Origin of the sequence: Calothrix sp. UHCC 0171, assembly GCF_034931845.1 — a bacterium.
GTDB lineage: Bacteria > Cyanobacteriota > Cyanobacteriia > Cyanobacteriales > Nostocaceae > Brunnivagina.
The window spans coordinates 195511-214135 of the sequence record NZ_JAYGHN010000001.1 but is presented as its reverse complement, the minus strand read 5'-3'; the positions used below and the strand labels follow the sequence as shown (position 1 = coordinate 214135).

Here is an 18625-nt window from a genome sequence, read left to right as displayed (position 1 = left end):
GGTATTTCTAAGCTTGGCTTTCTGGTATTTCTAAAGTTCGATTTTTTCTGGGACGCAACGGCAGTGCTTTTGCCTTCGATGACACAGGTTGGGAGATAGTACCTGCTAAATGGGCTGGTGATGGATTTAACAAGCGGGTAAATTTTCCCCTTTCCACCATGCACTGGTAAATGTTTTCCATATCAGGCAAACTGTCGTCTGCTTGCTCCCAATGAACTGTTGCAGCTTCATTGCACCATTTTTGCAGCATCGGCATTACTTGACGATGTGCCCCAGAATTACGGTAATCCTGCATCGCCTGTTGATTCTTCCATGCCGATACCGTCCAAAACACCATACCGTTGTCTCCTATCAGTTTTCCACCCCCAAAACCGTCAATATTGACGATTTGCCAGCAGCTGAGGAGATTGTACCAAGCAAAAGCCGGTAAATAATACCAGGATTTCAGACGCAAACGGGTTACAGATACTAGTGTCATACAAAGAACCTTTTAATTCTAATTTCCAGCACTTGACCTTTAGTTGTAGAGCAAGTACAAAACATTAGTCACTTTTGTGTTTACTAAAATAATTGTATATCCAATTTGTTGAATAAAAAGTAAAGAAAGATTAAGAAAAACAGGTAATGGAGAGAGAGTTTTAATTAATTTTCACTTTTGAATGGGTTGTGGACAGTGTTTGTGATAAAGGTTTTGTATATTCAATGAAAAGTAAAGCTGGCTATAGCCCTCAGTCTGCTAAAATATCTTGGTTGTTTAATCTGCAAATGTCCGTCTTTGAGTCAGTCAACAGACCTTATCAACAATATCGATACATTAGCGCAAGAACTGGCGACTATCCAGCAAACAGGTTCCAAGCGAATCGCCCTGTTGGGTTCTCGTCACGTCCCAATTACGCATCAGAATCTCATTGAGATGATGACCTATGCCTTGGTTTTATCAGGGAATCGTATCATTACCTCCGGTGCAACGGGCACTAATTCTGCTGCAATTAGGGGAGCCATGCGAGCGGATCCCAATTTTTTGACGGTTATTTTACCGCAAAGTTTGGAGCGTCAGCCGCTAGAATCGCGCCAACAACTAGAACAGGTAATGCATCTTGTGGAAAATCCGAGTAATGATAATTTGTCGTTAGCGGAAGCTAGCTACCTGTGCAACAAGGAAATTGTTTCCCGATGCCAGCAACTTATTTGCTTTGCTTTTCACGATAGCCGCACCCTGCTGCAAACTTGCCGAGATGCTGAAGAACAAAGAAAGGTGGTGACATCGTTTTACTTTGATTAGTAATGTTTCATTTGCCCGTGTCTGTAATTTTTTTATACTCTATCGTTGCTGCTGCTGCACTAATCTACGCACCATTTTTGGTAGTTGGTTATGCCCGTTTTAGCCTGGGCTATGATATTTCTGCTCCTCGCACTATGTTTGATAAGTTACCACCTTATGCCCAACGTGCAACATGGGCGCACCAAAACTCGTTTGAGGCATTTATGGTGTTCGCTGCCGCCGCAATGATGGCTTATGTAACTGGTGTGAATTCCCCTTGGGCTGTTGTAGCTGCGATGGCGTTTGTAGTGGCTCGGTTGTTTTACTCAATTTTCTATATTTTGAATATACCCATTTTGCGTTCTTTAATGTTCGCGATCGGTGGGCTTGGTTCAGCCACGCTGTATATTTTGAGCCTCATTCAAGCCTCTAGTTAAGATGGGAATAGATAGGGGGAAAGGGGTAATGGTAAAGGGCAAAGAGCAAAAATAAGCTATATTTTTAATTTTTCACTCTTCACTTGTAACTATCAACTCCCCACTCTCTAATCCCTACTCTCTTTCATCGACAAACCCAAATCTAAAAACCTAAATCTTCTATGGCTTCGACATATTCCTTTGACGTAGTAAGTGACTTCGATCGACAAGAACTAGTCAATGCTGTCGATCAAGTAGTAAGAGATGTAAAAAGTCGTTACGATCTGAAAGATACAAATACAACCCTGGAACTAGGCGAGCAAAATATTACTATTAATACTGATAGCGAATTTACATTAGAAACTGTACAAGGTATCCTCCGCGAAAAAGCTGCGAAACGCAATTTATCCCAGAAAATATTTGATTTTGGGAAAATAGAATCGGCAAGTGGTAATCGAGTACGTCAAGAAGTCAAACTTCAAAAAGGTATTAGCCAAGAAATTGCCAAGCAAATTTCTAAGTTGATTCGTGATGAGTTTAAAAAAATTCAAGCTTCGATTCAAGGTGATGCCGTACGTGTCAGTGCTAAAAGCAAAGACGAATTGCAAACTGTAATTACTAGACTCAAGCAAGAAGATTATCCTGTGGCATTGCAATTCACAAATTATCGGTAAGCTTATTTGTTGTTAGTGATTAGTTATTGATTTATGGTTCATCATCAAGCCCTAATAAACTAGATTAAACAAGACTTTCCCCAGGCGATCGCAACGCAGCGAGAATGATAGTTATTCGCAACATAGCTTTCTTCTAATTTTTATTGGCGAAAAGTTTATATTGATATTGATTCAAGCTCAGAGGGGAGATTAAGGAAAATAGTTCGCACCCAGTTTCCCCCATTCATTTACTGCCTGGTATCATTACTCGATCAGCAGTTATTTTAAATTGTTCTGTGACGAAAAAAGTTACGGTTTCGGCTTCACTGGATATACCTTGTTGAGTCACTTTGACTTTCCCTGTCAAAACTACTTTTTGCTCAGATTGAAAATATTCTGCCTTTTCTGCTGTAGCGAGGATTTGCTTTGGTTCGTATCTAAATTCTACATTTCCTTCCCAGGTGTAGACGTTTTGATTTTTCTCACGAGAGATGACATCATCTGTGAGTGTTGGATTCTGCGGTACTAGTAAATTAATAGTTACTTGGTTTTCTATTGTCTCAGCATAAACACTGTTAATACTTGCATAAAGAAGAACAAAGTAAGTTAGAACTGCTGGCAGCAATAAAGACAAGTGCAGCCGACGCATTAATGAAAAATTCACCACAAAGCTATGTAGATTAAACATTTTACTCCCCAATCAGATATTGAGATGCACCTGCAACATACTGGCACAACTTTTGTAATATATCCACGTTAACTAGCAGTTCACCACCGAAATTTTTCTATAGTAATGCGGATAGTCAGAGGAAATATTTACTCTCCATACAAATCAAGAAGTATAAAAGTTAAATCTAAAACAACTAAATTTTATTTCTCAGTATTATTACTAGAGAGAACTAAATTAAACAGAAAAATGACAAAAGTCATGTTAGTTTATGACAAAAGTCTATAGAATTAGATAGAATCCTCTCGCTACTCTAAAGAAGAAAAGTGTTATTTAGCTGAAAATAGATAGCTAAATCAACTTTCTAAATATGTGTGGCAACAGCATTAAATTGAGGTATGTGGTGTGATGAATGTTGATTTCAAAATTGGCTTAGTAATTTTATTTACAACAGCTTTGTGTGTCTTGATTCCGAAATCGTTTCAGATGCTCGCTAATCGGGATTTTTGTCCGCTAGTGGAAGAATCAAGTAAATATCCAATTTATTATTCTCAAAATTTTGCGATCGCGACTGAATAATCAAGTTATCATAATTGGGCATGTAGGAGTTATAAGTTTCAGGAAATTCAGTAATTGTGGGATGATTTTGGCATTTACATCAAAAAGGATTAATTTATTTTTGCATCTCCACGTCATTCTCAATCATCCCTTTATCCCACAAAATTATTAAATTAATTGACTTGTTTTTTCATAGCTTTAATGCTTGGCAAAATCAAAGCTATACAAGCGGTGAAAAATACTCCCATGGCAATATTTATCAAATTAAAATTTTTGCCAGTTATATTAATTAAAATACTTTCAACTATTAATGAAGGTAATATGATTCCAGTAATAAAAATTAATCTAGTCAAATTACAAAATTTACGTTTGCCAATAATACTAATTAATGCCAAACATAGCCCTAATGGAAGAAAAGTAATTGCATAGGAAAGAACTTTTTGGTTGTTTGGTAATAATTCTAGCAAGTTAAATCTGTAATAATTTTCAAATTTGTCAATATAGATGCTGACTATTCCTTGCGAGTAAGTAATCACAAACTGATGATTGTTAGTATCGGCAAAAACATTTGGGATATCTATTTTGATATTTGCTCCATTTCCCCCAGTTAACGGTGTTCTCAAACGTAAGGCGAAGTCTTTTCTTTCTTGTCCAATTGTGAGATTACTATTTAATGTATCACGTGAAAGTGAAATAATTCTTGCTGGTCCAGCTTGATTATAATTTGTAGTAGCGAGGTTTGTAATTACTGTAAATTCAGAAGTTGTTCTAATTTTTTTATTGATTATCTGAGCAGGCTCTGCACTTTTTAACCAGCTAATAGGAGTTAAAGTCACACCCTTTTCTGTAACCCTGTTTTGGATATCATCTTCGCTTGTTGACAATTGTTCTTGCCATAATAAATCCGGTAAATTTCCCCTAGTGTCTCGATAATTATTTTTACCATCAAATTGGTAATTACCAATTAATAATTCCTGATTCTTAGCCAGATAGTTAGGATGAGTAAGTATTTCCTCTATTTGATTTTTAGACATAGCTTTATCTGTGAAACCTATTTGAGAAATATAACCTTGCCAAGGTCTATCTCCAGTACCTTCGTTGCCTAAAATTAAAGGGAATTTCTGACTCCATGAACTAAGACTTAGCTGATTTTGCCAGGATATCCCCACTAAAAATGTTAAAATTATATATGCACTAAATAAGAATATAATTTGTTTTTTAGAATTTCCAAAACTGCTATTTTCAATTTTTGTCAAAATTCCATTAAACCTGTGGGAATCACAAATATAAAAACATGCTAATCCGACAAAGTTGCCAATTGTATTATTGAGAATATCTTCAGGTGTTGGGCTACGAGAAGCCAGAAATGATTGTGACAATTCAACTGAAAAAGATAAACTCGCACCAATAATGACCACAAGAATTATTTGGAAGAATAGCTGAACTTGGTTTCGATGCAAAATACTGCCTACACTAAAACCCAAAGGCATAAATAACAAAATATTATTTACTTGGTCATCAAAAAAACTGGTATTGTCAAAACTATCAAATATTGTACTCCATGAAAAATCTGGCGGGATAGAAAAATTAAAAGGATATAGTGTTGCAATAATAATACATACAACACTAATAATTACTATTAATACATCGATGGGAAATCCGAAATACCTGGTGACAGAAGAGTCATTTTTACGCATAAAAATTGACCTTAAAAACTACAATAAATTTTCTCTATCCAATTCTAATATGCTTCAGTTATATATAATTTTGACGAAAAGGAAATGAAGACTAAATGAACTTATGATAAAGAATTTACAAATACTCCCACATCAGAAATTCGCTACTATAGTTCTGAAATTATTAGAGTATTTATAGAGATATTCAGCAAAAATTTTTATCCGAATTAATTTTTGTCTTGTCCTCAATTAGATGAGGATTTACATAAAAATACTGAGAATTAATCACAATTATGGTTAATTATCTGTTCATTGTGACAGTTTTTCCTTAGTTTCAGCCTTGCGATCGCGGAATTTGATTGCGACAATATTATGTGCCTAATACTACTGAGTTGTCAGAAAGTAGCAAGGAATGTCATAAAGAAAAGATGAAGAGTCTATCGATTTAAAAGGCTAGCACCCTTGTTGGAGTCGCGATAACTTCGTTAAGCTACGCTAACGCAAACCCATGACTGAACTGAAACTGCGTCTAAAAGAAGGAAATAATGACAAAATCGTGAAGGTGCAACAAGAAGCATGTACAATTGGTCGTCTACCTGAATGTGATTTGTATTTGCCATTTGGAGGGATTTCTCGATATCATGCCCGTCTGCTGAAGATACCAGACGGACAATGGATTATTGAGGATTTAGGCAGCAAAAATGGGACGCACGTCAATGATAAATTAGTGGTAGCAGCACAGCCACTCGATCATGGTGATGTGATTTGGTTAGGTAATATTAGTTTGCAAGTCATTCTCAAAGATAAGTGTGAATTGCCAATATTTCAGCAGCAGCAACCTGGAACTGGCGAACAACGTACTATCTTACGAAACGTTCAGCAATTACAGGAACGCTGGATAGAAGCTGAAGGAGAAGAAGGTAATAGTAAAAATAAAGATAAAACTATTGCTCGGCTTAAAGATTTAGTCGATATTGCCAAAAATCTTTCGGCTGCTGCATCGATTGAAGAAATATTTTTGCAAGTTCAAAAAGTTGTTTTTCGCTATTTAAATAGTATTGACCGTTTAGCGTTATTAATTGATGTTAAAAGTGGTGGAAAATTAGAATTAATGAGTGCAGGTGCTAGAAGTATTTATGAGCAACAAGACCTGGCAGCTGATGGTAGTTGGATTAGCAGTAGTATTTGTCAAAAGGTATTTGCAGAAAAGGTAGCCATTCAAATTGCTGATGCTCAAAAAGACGCAAGATTTGCTAGCGAACATAGTATTGTTATCAATGATATTCGCAGTGCAATGGCTGTACCATTATGGGATGAAAATAAAGTGGTGGGAGTTTTATATGCTGATGCACATCTTTCTTCTTACCATTGGGAGGAGGAAGGAGAACAGGAATTAAGCTTTTTTTCTGCTCTTGCTAATATCGTGGCATCGAGTGTTCAACGTTGGTTATTAGCTGAAAAATTGAAAAGCGAGGAAATCATTCGTCAGCGTTTAGAGAGATATCATTCACCGGCTGTTGTCCAACAATTAATTGATGTTGGTGCTTTACCAGATGGGCGCTTACCACCGAAGGAAAGTGAAATCAGTATTTTGTTTGCCGATATTGTTGGATTTACAGCAATTTCAGAACGTTTAACACCTACGCAAATTGCGGAAATGTTGAATAAATTATTTGAAGAAATGCTCCAAGAAGTTTTTACCTATGGAGGTACTTTAGATAAGTATATTGGTGACTGTATTATGGCTTTTTTTGGCGCTCCAGAAGCACAACATGATCATGCCGATAGGGCAGTTGCAGCTGCACAAGCAATGTTAATTCGTTTAGAAAATTTGAATGCTAACAATTTTTGGCAGCAACCTTTACAATTACGTATCGCCATTAATAGTGGTAAAGCTGTTGTGGGTGATGTTGGGAGTTCTCAAAGGGTTGAATATACAGCTTTAGGGGCAACAATAAATCTGGCTTCCCGTTTAGAAAGTGTTTGTCCTCCTGGTGAATGTGTAGTCAGCGAAGCAACTTATCAATTATTAAGTTCAAATTCAGCATTTTATCAAATGGGAGAATATAGATTTAAAGGAATTGATAGATTGGTCAATGTTTATCAAACAAAAATGCATGATTAATTATTAAAATTTCTATAAAGGCGCTAATTATTTTCATGCACCTGTTAGTGATTCGTGAAGAATAAATATTTAATGCTTAAGCTAATTGTGAGTGAAGGTTTTCCAGGTGAATTTTAGAAATATTGTGTATCAGGATTTGAATTACTCTCACAAAAATAATCCTGTGAAGTTTGTTTTTGCTTGGCAAATATTGCAAATTGATTGAATCGTCATATAGTAGACAATACTCACCTGACAAGACTCTGATTATACTTATAAAGTCTAAATTTTGATTCCAGCAAAGCCACAAAACCAGAAATCGCTCATCCTGATTTTTGATTTCCTGTTGCGATATTTTAATTTATGCGTACTTCTTAATAATGAAAATACTACAATTTAATTAAGTAGCTATTCAGGAAATTTTTGCTATAACCATTAGGGTATAAGTCAAAAAGTCAATACTATACTTTAGATATATTTGACGGGAGGTCAGGTAATGTCACTCGCTACCATCAATCCCGCTACAGGGGAGTTGCTCAAATCCTTTGAGCCACTCAATGATACAGAAATTTCTAGCAGATTAGATTTGGCACAACAGGCTTTTGAGGAATATCAAAAGACGAGTTTTGCAGAGCGATCGCATATTCTCAACCAAGCAGCAAATATTTTGGAGCAGGAGAAATCTGAGTTTGCCAAAATCATGACGCTGGAAATGGGCAAAACCCACAAAAGCGCGGTTGCTGAAGTTGAAAAATGTGCCCTAGTTTGCCGCTACTATGCCGAACATGCACCCCAATTCCTTGCCGATGTTCCTATTCCTACGGATGCTAGCAATAGTTTCGTTAAATACCAACCATTAGGGATTATCCTTGCCGTGATGCCCTGGAATTTCCCCTTTTGGCAGGTATTCCGCTTTGCCGCACCCGCACTCATGGCAGGAAATGCGGGTATCTTAAAACATGCTTCTAATGTGCCTCAGTGTGCTTTAGCTATTGAAGAAATTTTCCTCAAAGCAGGTTTACCTAAGGGAGTATTTCAAACATTTCTCGTGGGAGCCGTCAAAGTTGCCGATCTCATCGCTGACGATCGCATCAAAGCTGCAACCCTCACAGGTAGCGAACCTGCGGGCATGTCCCTAGCAGCGAATGCAGGTAAGCAAATCAAAAAAGTTGTTCTCGAACTCGGTGGTAGTGATCCTTTTATTGTGCTTGCCAGTGCCGATATTGAAGCCGCAGCCACAACCGCAGTCACTGCCCGGATGTTAAACAATGGACAATCTTGCATTGCCGCTAAACGCTTTATTATTGAAGATTCAGTCGCCGACAAATTTGAAAAACTACTCTTAGAAAAATTCCAGGCATTAAAAATTGGCGATCCAATGTTACCGGAAACTGACATTGGACCCCTAGCTACACCCGGTATTCTCAAAGAATTAGATGCACAAGTCCAAACTGCTGTTAATAGTGGAGGAAAAATTCTATTTGGAGGTAATATTACTGATTTGGAGACGCAATTAACTCCATCTCTCAGAAAAGGTAATTTTTACCCTCCCACCATAATTACAGACATATCTCCAGAGAAACCCATTGCGAAAGAAGAATTCTTTGGACCTGTGGCAATGCTATTTCGTGTCCCCGATCTGAATGCGGCGATTAAAATTGCCAACTCTACCCCTTTCGGATTGGGCGCAAGTGCTTGGACAACCGACAAGAGCGAACAAGAACGACTCATTCAGGAAATTGAAGCCGGTGCTGTTTTTATTAATGGCATGGTGAAATCTGACCCCCGCTTACCTTTCGGTGGTATCAAACGTTCCGGTTTTGGTCGCGAACTCAGCATACAGGGGATACATGAGTTTGTAAATGTTAAAACAGTGTGGGTTAAGTAATTGGGGAAATTGAACAGGGACTAAAGGACGATGCGGGGAAATGTATCGCCCTGAACATTCCCCATCTTCCCCTCTGCTTGTCTCCGGATTTTTGCCAATTTCTATTAACCTGAAAATTTATGTGGTGAGATAAATGAATACAGCAGAATTATTAGTAAAATGCCTCGAAAATGAAGGTGTACAGTATGTTTTCGGACTCCCTGGAGAAGAAAATCTCCATGTTTTAGAAGCACTCAAACATTCTTCAATTACATTTATCACTACCCGTCACGAACAGGGTGCCGCCTTTATGGCAGATGTGTATGGTCGTTTGACTGGTAAAGCCGGAGTGTGTCTATCTACACTTGGTCCCGGTGCGACTAACTTAATGACAGGCGTTGCCGATGCTAACCTCGATGGTGCGCCATTGGTAGCAATTACCGGACAGGTGGGAACCGATAGAATGCATATCGAATCGCACCAATACCTGGATTTAGTCGCAATGTTTGCACCCGTAACTAAGTGGAGTAAACAAATTGTCCGACCGAGTATCACACCCGAATTGGTACGCAAAGCCTTCAAGCGATCGCAATCGGAAAAACCTGGTGCAGTTCACATCGATTTGCCAGAAAATATTGCGGCAATGAGCGTTGAGGGACAACCACTACGCATCGACAAACCTGAAAAAACCTTCGCTTCCTTTGCTAGTATTCGCGCTGCTGCCGGGGTGATTTCCCAAGCCACAAACCCGATTATCCTTGTTGGCAATGGGGCAATTCGCGCCCAAGCAAGTGATGCTGTCACCCAATTTGCCACCCAATTAAATATCCCCACCGCCAATACATTCATGGGTAAAGGTATAATTCCTTACACTCATCCCCTGGCACTGTGGGCTGTTGGTTTGCAACAACGGGACTTTGTGAGTTGCGGTTTTGATAACACCGACTTAGTAATTGCGATTGGGTACGATTTAATCGAATTTTCGCCGAAAAAATGGAATCCCGATGGCAAAATCCCGATTATTCATATCGCCACAACCGCAGCTGAAATTGATAGCAGTTACATACCCACCGTTGAAGTTGTTGGGGATATCTCTGATTCGCTATTTGAAATCTTAAAAGTAGCCGATAGACATGGTAAGCCCGAACCCTATTCCATCAGCTTGCGGGCAAATATCCGTTCCGACTACGAACAATATGCCAAAGACGATGGTTTCCCCATCAAACCGCAAAAACTTATTTACGACTTGCGGCAAATCATGGGACCCGATGATATTGTGATTTCTGATGTTGGCGCACACAAAATGTGGATTGCCCGACACTATCATTGCAATAGTCCAAATACCTGTATAATTTCTAACGGTTTTGCCGCGATGGGGATTGCTATTCCCGGAGCCTTAGCGGCAAAATTAGTTCATCCTAACCGTAAGGTTGTAGCTGTGACGGGGGACGGTGGTTTTATGATGAACTGCCAGGAGTTAGAGACGGCATTGCGTGTAGGGACACCATTTGTGACGTTGATATTTAACGATGGTGGTTATGGATTAATTGAGTGGAAACAAGAAAACCACTTTGGTAAAGGTAATTCATCCTTTGTTCATTTTACTAATCCAGACTTCGTTAAATTTGCTGAGAGTATGGGTTTAAAAGGTTATAGAGTTACTTCTGCTGCTGATTTAATTCCAGTTCTCAAGGAAGCTCTGAATCAAGATGTACCTGCGGTAATTGATTGTCCTGTTGATTATCGCGAGAATTGGCGATTTTCACAGAAAGCAGGTGAATTAAGTTGTAGTGTGTAGTTGTAGTGTCTATAAAAATAATACGGTTCGGTTAGGGAGGAAAAGGGTAAGAATAAGACTTAATTATCTATAGGCTATTAATTCTAAAAGCCAATAGCTAAAAGCAATTTTTGCTTAACCGAACCGTATTGACATATGACAAAGCCACTCGCATGGGCGCTTTTCCCGACTTGTACGAAGTGGCTTTGTTTTTAATTTTTTAAGTTACTTACCATTTGGAATAGTACGTTACTACTTTTGCACTTTATTTAATCCACATTCCCTAGCACATACACCACAGGTAAAATCAAACTACAATTCGACTTTAAAGAAGATTTCATAGGAACCTTGAAACCTTTTGACAAAACTACGGGGTAAGCATTTGAGTTGGGAATAATAAGATGCGATCGCCTGTTTTTTTTGGGTTTGTACTTGCGTAATATTTAGTCGATATGCCCGTGCAATATCCTGCAACTTCAACATAATAAATAAGGGCGATCGCCAAAACATCCAAATCGCATATTGTAATAAATCGACTTTAATGTTGGCGCGGGTAATGGCTTCTCGAACCAAGGTATAGGTAGCTTCATGATCGCGATGACAATCTTTACAGTGGGGAACGTAAATTTCCTCCGGTTGGTATCGCTGCAAGAGTTCTACTATTTGTTCAATGGTTTTTTGCTTGGAATCACCCTGCAAATCTCGTAATGTTCCGTCAGTCCGATCCAAAAAGTGAATGTCGCTGGATGGAACACCTAAAATATTTAAGGCAGCTTCTGCTTCTGCTTTACGAATCTCGATTATTTTCTCTTTCGTTAATGTTTCTGCTCCCCCTGAACCTTGCCCATCTGTCAAAAATACAACCGTAACTTGTGTGCCCTGTTCTCGTTTGAGAGCGATCGTTCCTCCACAACCAAATGTCTCATCATCTTGGTGGGGTGAAAACACCATTGCTGATTTTGAACTCAAATTTAATGGCTGACTTTGAACCTTTAAAATCCAACGGAACATTAAGTATGAGTGAATGTCTTGGAGCAAATATAGCCAACTACTTGGCAATATTTTTTGCAATTTTTGGAGTATTTGTTTTACTGTCATAATCAATTAATGTATGGAAAATTTTATTTAGGGCTTGCTGTTGTAGTTAGTAATACCCAAATCTAACTACTCATAATGGTAAAGGTAATATTACTCTTAAGGCTGTGCATTTGCTTTGTTCCCTGACAATTGACTGGTTTATTTGTATTAGTAACGTTGAATCGAAATATTTATTATTTTTATTTTGTACGTAAAGTCACAAAATTTTGCGTAAAAATAACTGGTATTTACAATAAATTCATGAATTGTACACAGTTTTTTCAATTTAATCGGATTGAAGAATAATTGAATTGTTCATTGATTTATACAAATTTTATTTATTTGGGTTTTATGAATAATCGTAGATTGAAGGTGAGTTCGATAAAAATTAATTGCCTTTGAATCATTGCTACAGTGGCTGATTTGGGCAGATTCAAGGTTGTTTGGCAAAATTAGGGCGATTTTATTGTTTTTTTGTGAGTCTGTAATCCGAATAACGACCGGAAGTGAGCTTCTGATTTAGTCAATATTTCCGGTGATGCACAATCAATCATTATTCAGATATATCTATATAGCGATGAATAGTAATAATGAAGCTGTATCGATGATTAACATTTTAGTAACATTTGAGAATGAATATGTGTACTCACCAGTTAAATCTACTTAGGGTTCAACTTTGATGCTACTGACTACCCAATAAAATGGCAAGATGGTCAGAGCAATAGTCAGAAGCAGACATATTCATAATGACCTGCTGGATTAATTAATCTTAGACAGGCAAACCATCCGTTGATTTAATTAGATATTGATTGCGGAGAGTAAACGCAAAAAAAGTAAATGCGAGGAGAAGTTTGGGTGAACGGTAGCAACAAAAACTATCTTGTAAAACCAGCATCAATTCTATGTGTTGGTTTAGGGTGGTTTCCAAAAACACCTGGAGGTTTAGAACGGTATATTTACGATTTGACTCACAAACTAGCGGCAAATCATGATTACATAGAGCTTTGTGGAGTCGATTTACCAGAAGGCGAAACGGATTTATCAATCAAGTTGACTAATTTAGCTGCTGCTGATGAATCGATTTTGCAGCGAATGCGTTCATGTCGCATAAACTTCCGCAAAACTAGGGGAGAAAAACCTGACGCGATTAACTTGCATTTTGCGTTGTACAGTTTTCCGATTTTGGATTTGTTACCAAAAAAAGTGCCAATTACGTTTAATTTTCATGGTCCCTGGGTATCGGAAAGTGGAGAGGAAACAAAAGAATCAAAAATTAGCTTTTGGCTGAAAAAATGGCTAATTGAACAGCAAACCTATAATCGATGCGATCGCTTTATAGTTTTGAGTAAAGCTTTTGGGAATATTCTCCACCAAGAATATCAAATACCTTGGGAGAAAATTTATGTGATTCCCGGAGGGGTTGATATCGACAAATTTCAGCCGAATTTATCACCTCAACAAGCCCGTAGCCAATTAGGATGGCAACAAAATCGCCAAATTATTTTTACATCTCGTCGCCTTGTCCATCGCGTTGGGATCGATAAATTATTAAATGCGATCGCCCAAATTAAACGTAGAGTACCAGATGTTTGGGTGGCAATTGCTGGACGCGGACCAATCCAAGCAGCGTTACAACAACAAGCTAGCGAACTTGGACTTGATGACCATGTAAAATTTATTGGATACCTAGCTGAGGCAGATTTACCTGTCGCCTATCAAGCTGCGGATTTCAGTATTATGCCTAGTCAATCTTTTGAAGGGTTTGGTTTGGCTGTTGTGGAATCACTAGCTTGTGGGACTCCGGTGATTTGTACCCCAATTGGAGGAATGCCAGAAATATTACAGCCATTTTCACCCAATTTGATTACCGCCTCAGCCCATGAAAATGCGATCGCGGAAACTTTAGAGCAAGTATTATTAGGTAAAATTGCAATTCCATCTCGTTCCCAATGTCGGGATTATGCAACTGCCAACTTTGATTGGACTAAAATTGCCCAACAAGTCAGACAGGTATTATTGGCGTAAAGGAGATGAGGAATAAGGAATAAGGAATAATCAAATATCAATCTCCAAGCTGGATATTTTGATCAAAAGCGTAAATATGGGAACTAATTCAATATTAAAATTAACAGGTAGTTATGTTATTCCTGGTTGCCTCTAAGAATATTTAGAGACACATACATCTTTATTCCCTTTTCCTTTTCCCTTTCCCCTGATTCACTATGTCACTTATCGTTCAGAAATACGGTGGTTCATCTGTCGGTTCCGTCGATCGCATTCAAGCAGTAGCCCAGCGCGTTTATAAAACTGTGAAAGCTGGTAATTCCCTCGTTGTAGTCGTTTCGGCAATGGGGAAAACCACCGACGGACTCGTGAAATTAGCAAACGAAATTTCTCCAAATCCTAACCGTAGGGAAATGGATATGCTACTTTCCACCGGGGAACAGGTGACTATAGCTCTTTTAAGTATGGCATTGCAGGAAATTGGACAGCCAGCGATTTCGATGACGGGAGCGCAGGTAGGAATTGTTACCGAAGCCCAGCACACCCGTGCCCGGATTTTACGGATCGAAACCGATCGCATGGAACGTCATCTGCAAGATGGGAAAGTGATTGTTGTGGCTGGCTTCCAAGGTATTAGTAATGGTACAGAATTAGAAATTACCACCTTAGGAAGGGGTGGCTCTGATACCTCCGCAGTTGCCTTAGCAGCCGCATTACGTGCCGATTTTTGTGAAATTTATACCGATGTCCCAGGGATTTTAACTACAGACCCGCGACTGGTTCCCGAAGCCCAGTTGATGGAGGAAATTACCTGCGACGAAATGCTGGAATTAGCGAGTTTGGGGGCAAAAGTATTGCATCCCCGTGCGGTGGAAATAGCTCGTAATTACGGAGTCCCTTTGGTGGTGCGATCGAGTTGGACGGATGCACCGGGAACTTGGGTGACATCAACAAAGCAACCCGAACGTCCCTTAGTCGATTTAGAACTTGCCCGTCCTGTCGATGCGATTGAATTTGATACCAACCAGGCGAAAGTGGCTTTGTTAAGGGTTCCCGACAAACCAGGAGTCGCATCACGGTTATTTGGGGAAATATCCCATCAAAATGTTGATGTGGATTTAATTATTCAGTCGATTCACGATGGTAATAGTAATGATATTGCCTTTACTGTAATGACATCGATTTTAAAGAAAGCCGAAGCCGTTGCCGATGCGATCGCACCTGTACTTCGTAGCAGTCCCACAAAATCAGATGAAGCGGAAGTCTTGGTTGAGGAGAATATTGCTAAGGTCAGTATTGTTGGTGCAGGTATGATTGGTCGTCCCGGAGTGGCGGCAAAGATGTTTGCCACCTTAGCCGCAGCTGGGGTCAATATTCAAATGATATCCACCAGCGAAGTCAAAGTTAGCTGCGTTGTTGATGCCAAAGATTGCGATCGCGCTGTTGCATCCCTTTCCCAAGTCTTTGAAATCAACACTTCTCCCCTGCCTTCTGATTCCTCTCTCCCTGCTGCTGCTTCTGCTGTTCGTGGTGTGGCTCTGGACTTAAATCAAGCCAGGATGGCAATTCGTCACATTCCCGACAAACCCGGTATGGCAGCACAATTATTTGGATTATTGGCACAGCACAACATTAGTGTTGATACAATTATCCAATCGCAACGTTGCCACATTATCGATGGTTTACCGAGACGAGATATTGCCTTTACCGTTGCTCGCATTGATTCAGAACAAGCAAAAACAATGCTTACCCAAGCTGCAATTCAACATGGCTGGGGTGAAGTAATCTTAGATAGTGCGATCGCTAAAGTTAGTATTGTGGGTTCGGGAATGGAAGGACAACCGGGAATTGCCGCGAAAATGTTTGCAGCCTTGGCACACCATAAAATCAATATTCAGATGATTGCCACATCGGAAATTAAAATTACCTGTGTTGTCGAACAGGAACAAGGTGTGAAAGCATTACAGGTAATTCATGAGGCATTTGGTTTAGCAGGTAGCGAAAAGTTTGTCGTTCCCGCTTAATTTCCCAGGTGACTCTTGACTCCTGCAAAAGGAAGTAAGCTGATGCGCCGCACCCATTGTATAAGGCAAAAATATCAAATAATCGTAGTGCGGAGAGGAGTTTCCGGGGAGATGTTCTTCACGGAAAACTCCGGGGCATCTTGCCCGCGTTCTATATACGAATTCAATACGCAACAGCTTATTAAACTTGGACGCATCTAAGTGACATCTTTTGGAACCTGAAAGTCTTGCTGTAAAGTTTTCGGGTTTACAAAGTAAGTGCGTTTTAGCTTAACGACTGCGGATAAAAATCTGCGTGAGATAGACTTCTCCATCTTTGTTGGCAGCAACTCCAATCCCTGTAAAGTTGTAGTTACCTTTGATATTTATCAAGTGATCAGGGCTTTTAATCCAACCTCGAACAGCTTCTGCTGCTGGATTATCATAGCCTTGATTAAATGCGACATTTTCCGCCGCACTTTGGTAACGAATCGGAATTATATTTACACGTTTTTCAAAGCCCTTGTGACTAAAGGGGACTTTTCCGCTAGCCATATTTTGGCTATGAATCCTGGCTTGCTTGGAAATTTGCGAGTCAAGACTTAGTTTGGGTAAACGTCTAGCAGCCCGATATTGATTAATTTTTTCAAACACAGATTTTTCTAATTCCCTGGTGTTGAAATTAGTAGATGATGCTAGTTGATTGGATGAAATAGGTGCAGTTTTTTCAGGAATTAGTTTATTTGTTGAACTATGAGTCGGCATCGGGCTAGATATTAATCCACTAGCCAGGACAATCGTACTTATAGCTATGCCAAAAGCAGTTTGTCGAATCATGGAGATTTAGTTTTCAGTGTAAAAGTTGGTATTGAAGTCAATTTTGGTTAATTATGGGAATTGCCTGTTTTTTCGATATACGTGTGTACGGAGAGCAATTCCGGAACATAGGAAATCTTTTCAGATTCTGATTTTCGCGCCAACTTCAGGGAATTACAATCTCAATTGATATTTTTTTTACCGACAATTAGTTAATTTTTCAAAAAGTATTTGTAAAGTTTGCGTATATTCACAGAGAGGGGATGTGGAGACATAAAAAATGACCACGGGGATACTCCCTGTGGCAAATTTTCACATGGTAATTATGTTTATGGAAATTCCCAAATTATCCGCAATTATGTAACGCCAATGATTTTTACCTTTCCATACCTCCACATCAGCAGAATGGGAAACTACTGCCATCAGCAGCAGTATTTCCCTTGATATGTTGTCTAGAATTGCCTCATCCCAATTCCTAACGCTTTACTGTAAATTCAAATGTTTCATCACAGATTGCACATCCTTATCCCCTCTTCCGGAACAATTAATCACAATGCGGGGGCTACCGCTCAGTTGAGGACAAAGAGTTTCCAAATATGCGATCGCATGTGATGTCTCTAGGGCGGGAATAATCCCTTCTAACTTGGATAAACGCTGGAAGGCATCTAAAGCTTCTTGATCAGTAACACTGTAATATTCAGCACGTCCCATATCTTTCAAAAAGCTATGTTCTGGTCCAACTCCGGGATAATCTAAACCGGCACTAATTGAATGTGGCTCAATTACTTGACCTTCGCTATCCTGCAATAAGTAACTCATTGCCCCATGCAGTACACCAACTCTGCCTTTGGTCAAAGTAGCAGCATGTTTATCAGTATTTACACCAAAACCAGCCGCCTCCACACCAATGATGCGTACGCTTTCTTCATTCACAAACTCGTGGAATAACCCCATTGCATTTGAGCCACCACCCACACAAGCCATGAGAATATCTGGTAAACCGCCCCATTTTTCCATCGCTTGGGCACGAGTTTCCTGTCCAATCACCGCATGAAAATCTCGTACCATCATCGGATAGGGGTGAGGACCAGCCACCGAACCGAGAATATAATGGGTAGTCTCCACATTTGTCACCCAATCCCGAATTGCTTCCGAAGTCGCATCTTTGAGGGTTCCCGTTCCAGCTTCCACAGAACGCACTTCTGCCCCCATCAATCGCATTCGGAATACGTTGAGAGCTTGACGTTCCATATCATGAATGCCCATATAAACGATGCATTCTAAGCCAAAGCGAGCGCAAACAGTCGCCGTTGCCACTCCATGTTGTCCGGCTCCAGTTTCGGCAATAATCCGCTTTTTGCCCATGCGTTTGGCTAACAACACTTGACCCAGGGCATTATTAATTTTGTGTGCGCCAGTGTGATTTAAATCTTCCCGTTTGAGGTAAATTTGTGCGCCACTACCATCAGGACGAGCATAATGTGAGGTGAGACGCTCGGCAAAATATAACGGAGTCGCACGTCCGACATAATCACGCAATAATTCTTGTAATTCGGCTTGAAAACCTGCTTCATTACGATACTTTTGGTAAGCGGCTTCCAGTTCGGCTAGTGCAGGCATTAAAGTTTCCGGCACGTATTTACCACCGAAGCGCCCGAAACGTCCCAATGGATCAGGACGTTGTGCAGTTTGGAAGTTGGGGTTGATAGGTGTAGTGGTCACGGCTAATCGTCACAATTACGGAAC

At 39.5% G+C, this 18625-nt stretch carries 15 protein-coding genes; 9 read left to right on the top strand and 6 right to left on the bottom strand.

Going from position 1 to position 18625, the window contains the following annotated elements:
• Window positions 1–7: 7 nt before the first annotated feature.
• On the bottom strand, window positions 8–478 hold the full coding sequence (locus VB733_RS00820; protein ID WP_323338218.1) for a hypothetical protein: 471 nt from the start codon (window positions 476–478) through the stop codon (window positions 8–10).
• Window positions 479–775: 297 nt separating this feature from the next.
• On the opposite strand from VB733_RS00820, the gene VB733_RS00815 reads away from it, so the two are divergent.
• The 3 genes from VB733_RS00815 to VB733_RS00805 all read left to right on the top strand — a co-directional run bounded on the left by VB733_RS00815 (window position 776) and on the right by VB733_RS00805 (window position 2351).
• Window positions 776–1282 (top strand): DNA recombination-mediator protein A, encoded by a 507-nt coding sequence (locus tag VB733_RS00815; RefSeq protein WP_096610401.1) that lies wholly within the window; start codon window positions 776–778, stop codon window positions 1280–1282.
• Window positions 1283–1284: 2 nt separating this feature from the next.
• The gene (locus VB733_RS00810) at window positions 1285–1698 is read left to right on the top strand and encodes an MAPEG family protein (RefSeq protein WP_323338217.1); all 414 of its coding nucleotides are present in this window, start codon (window positions 1285–1287) and stop codon (window positions 1696–1698) included.
• A 161-nt stretch (window positions 1699–1859) separates the two neighbouring features.
• Window positions 1860–2351, top strand: a complete 492-nt coding sequence (locus tag VB733_RS00805) for a YajQ family cyclic di-GMP-binding protein (RefSeq protein ID WP_323338216.1) — start codon at window positions 1860–1862, stop codon at window positions 2349–2351.
• Between the two features lie 223 nt (window positions 2352–2574).
• Here the strand turns inward: VB733_RS00805 and VB733_RS00800 are convergent, their stop codons facing one another.
• Window positions 2575–3018 carry an LptA/OstA family protein gene (locus VB733_RS00800; RefSeq protein WP_323338215.1) on the bottom strand — a complete coding sequence of 148 codons (444 nt, stop codon included), beginning with the start codon at window positions 3016–3018 and terminating at the stop codon, window positions 2575–2577.
• A gap of 387 nt (window positions 3019–3405) precedes the next feature.
• Here VB733_RS00800 and VB733_RS00795 point away from each other — a divergent pair, with 387 nt between their 5' ends.
• The gene (locus VB733_RS00795; RefSeq protein ID WP_323338214.1) at window positions 3406–3576 is read left to right on the top strand and encodes a hypothetical protein; all 171 of its coding nucleotides are present in this window, start codon (window positions 3406–3408) and stop codon (window positions 3574–3576) included.
• Between the two features lie 152 nt (window positions 3577–3728).
• On the opposite strand, the gene VB733_RS00790 is transcribed toward VB733_RS00795, so the two are convergent.
• Window positions 3729–5252: a VanZ family protein gene (locus VB733_RS00790; protein ID WP_323338213.1), complete on the bottom strand. Its 1524-nt coding sequence runs from the start codon at window positions 5250–5252 to the stop codon at window positions 3729–3731.
• Window positions 5253–5739: 487 nt separating this feature from the next.
• Between VB733_RS00790 and VB733_RS00785 the strand changes: the two genes are divergently transcribed.
• The 3 genes from VB733_RS00785 to VB733_RS00775 all read left to right on the top strand — a co-directional run bounded on the left by VB733_RS00785 (window position 5740) and on the right by VB733_RS00775 (window position 11000).
• Window positions 5740–7356, top strand: a complete 1617-nt coding sequence (locus tag VB733_RS00785; protein WP_323338212.1) for an adenylate/guanylate cyclase domain-containing protein — start codon at window positions 5740–5742, stop codon at window positions 7354–7356.
• Window positions 7357–7831: 475 nt separating this feature from the next.
• A complete protein-coding gene (locus tag VB733_RS00780) occupies window positions 7832–9223 on the top strand; it encodes an NAD-dependent succinate-semialdehyde dehydrogenase (RefSeq protein ID WP_323338211.1) in 1392 nt (463 codons plus the stop codon).
• A 133-nt stretch (window positions 9224–9356) separates the two neighbouring features.
• Entirely contained in the window at window positions 9357–11000 is a 1644-nt protein-coding gene (locus VB733_RS00775; RefSeq protein ID WP_323338210.1) for an acetolactate synthase large subunit, read from the top strand.
• A gap of 291 nt (window positions 11001–11291) precedes the next feature.
• Here the strand turns inward: VB733_RS00775 and VB733_RS00770 are convergent, their stop codons facing one another.
• Window positions 11292–12077, bottom strand: a complete 786-nt coding sequence (locus VB733_RS00770) for a PIG-L family deacetylase (RefSeq protein WP_323338209.1) — start codon at window positions 12075–12077, stop codon at window positions 11292–11294.
• An 816-nt stretch (window positions 12078–12893) separates the two neighbouring features.
• On the opposite strand from VB733_RS00770, the gene VB733_RS00765 reads away from it, so the two are divergent.
• Window positions 12894–14081, top strand: a complete 1188-nt coding sequence (locus tag VB733_RS00765) for a glycosyltransferase family 4 protein (RefSeq protein WP_323338208.1) — start codon at window positions 12894–12896, stop codon at window positions 14079–14081.
• A 197-nt stretch (window positions 14082–14278) separates the two neighbouring features.
• A complete protein-coding gene (locus tag VB733_RS00760; protein WP_323338207.1) occupies window positions 14279–16084 on the top strand; it encodes an aspartate kinase in 1806 nt (601 codons plus the stop codon).
• A gap of 270 nt (window positions 16085–16354) precedes the next feature.
• On the opposite strand, the gene VB733_RS00755 is transcribed toward VB733_RS00760, so the two are convergent.
• Together VB733_RS00755 and trpB are read right to left on the bottom strand one after the other, a co-directional pair.
• Window positions 16355–16900, bottom strand: coding sequence for a CAP domain-containing protein (locus tag VB733_RS00755; RefSeq protein WP_323338206.1), 546 nt, complete (start codon window positions 16898–16900; stop codon window positions 16355–16357).
• 462 nt (window positions 16901–17362) lie between these two features.
• Window positions 17363–18601, bottom strand: coding sequence for a tryptophan synthase subunit beta (trpB, locus tag VB733_RS00750; RefSeq protein WP_323338205.1), 1239 nt, complete (start codon window positions 18599–18601; stop codon window positions 17363–17365).
• Between the last annotated feature and the right edge of the window lie 24 nt (window positions 18602–18625).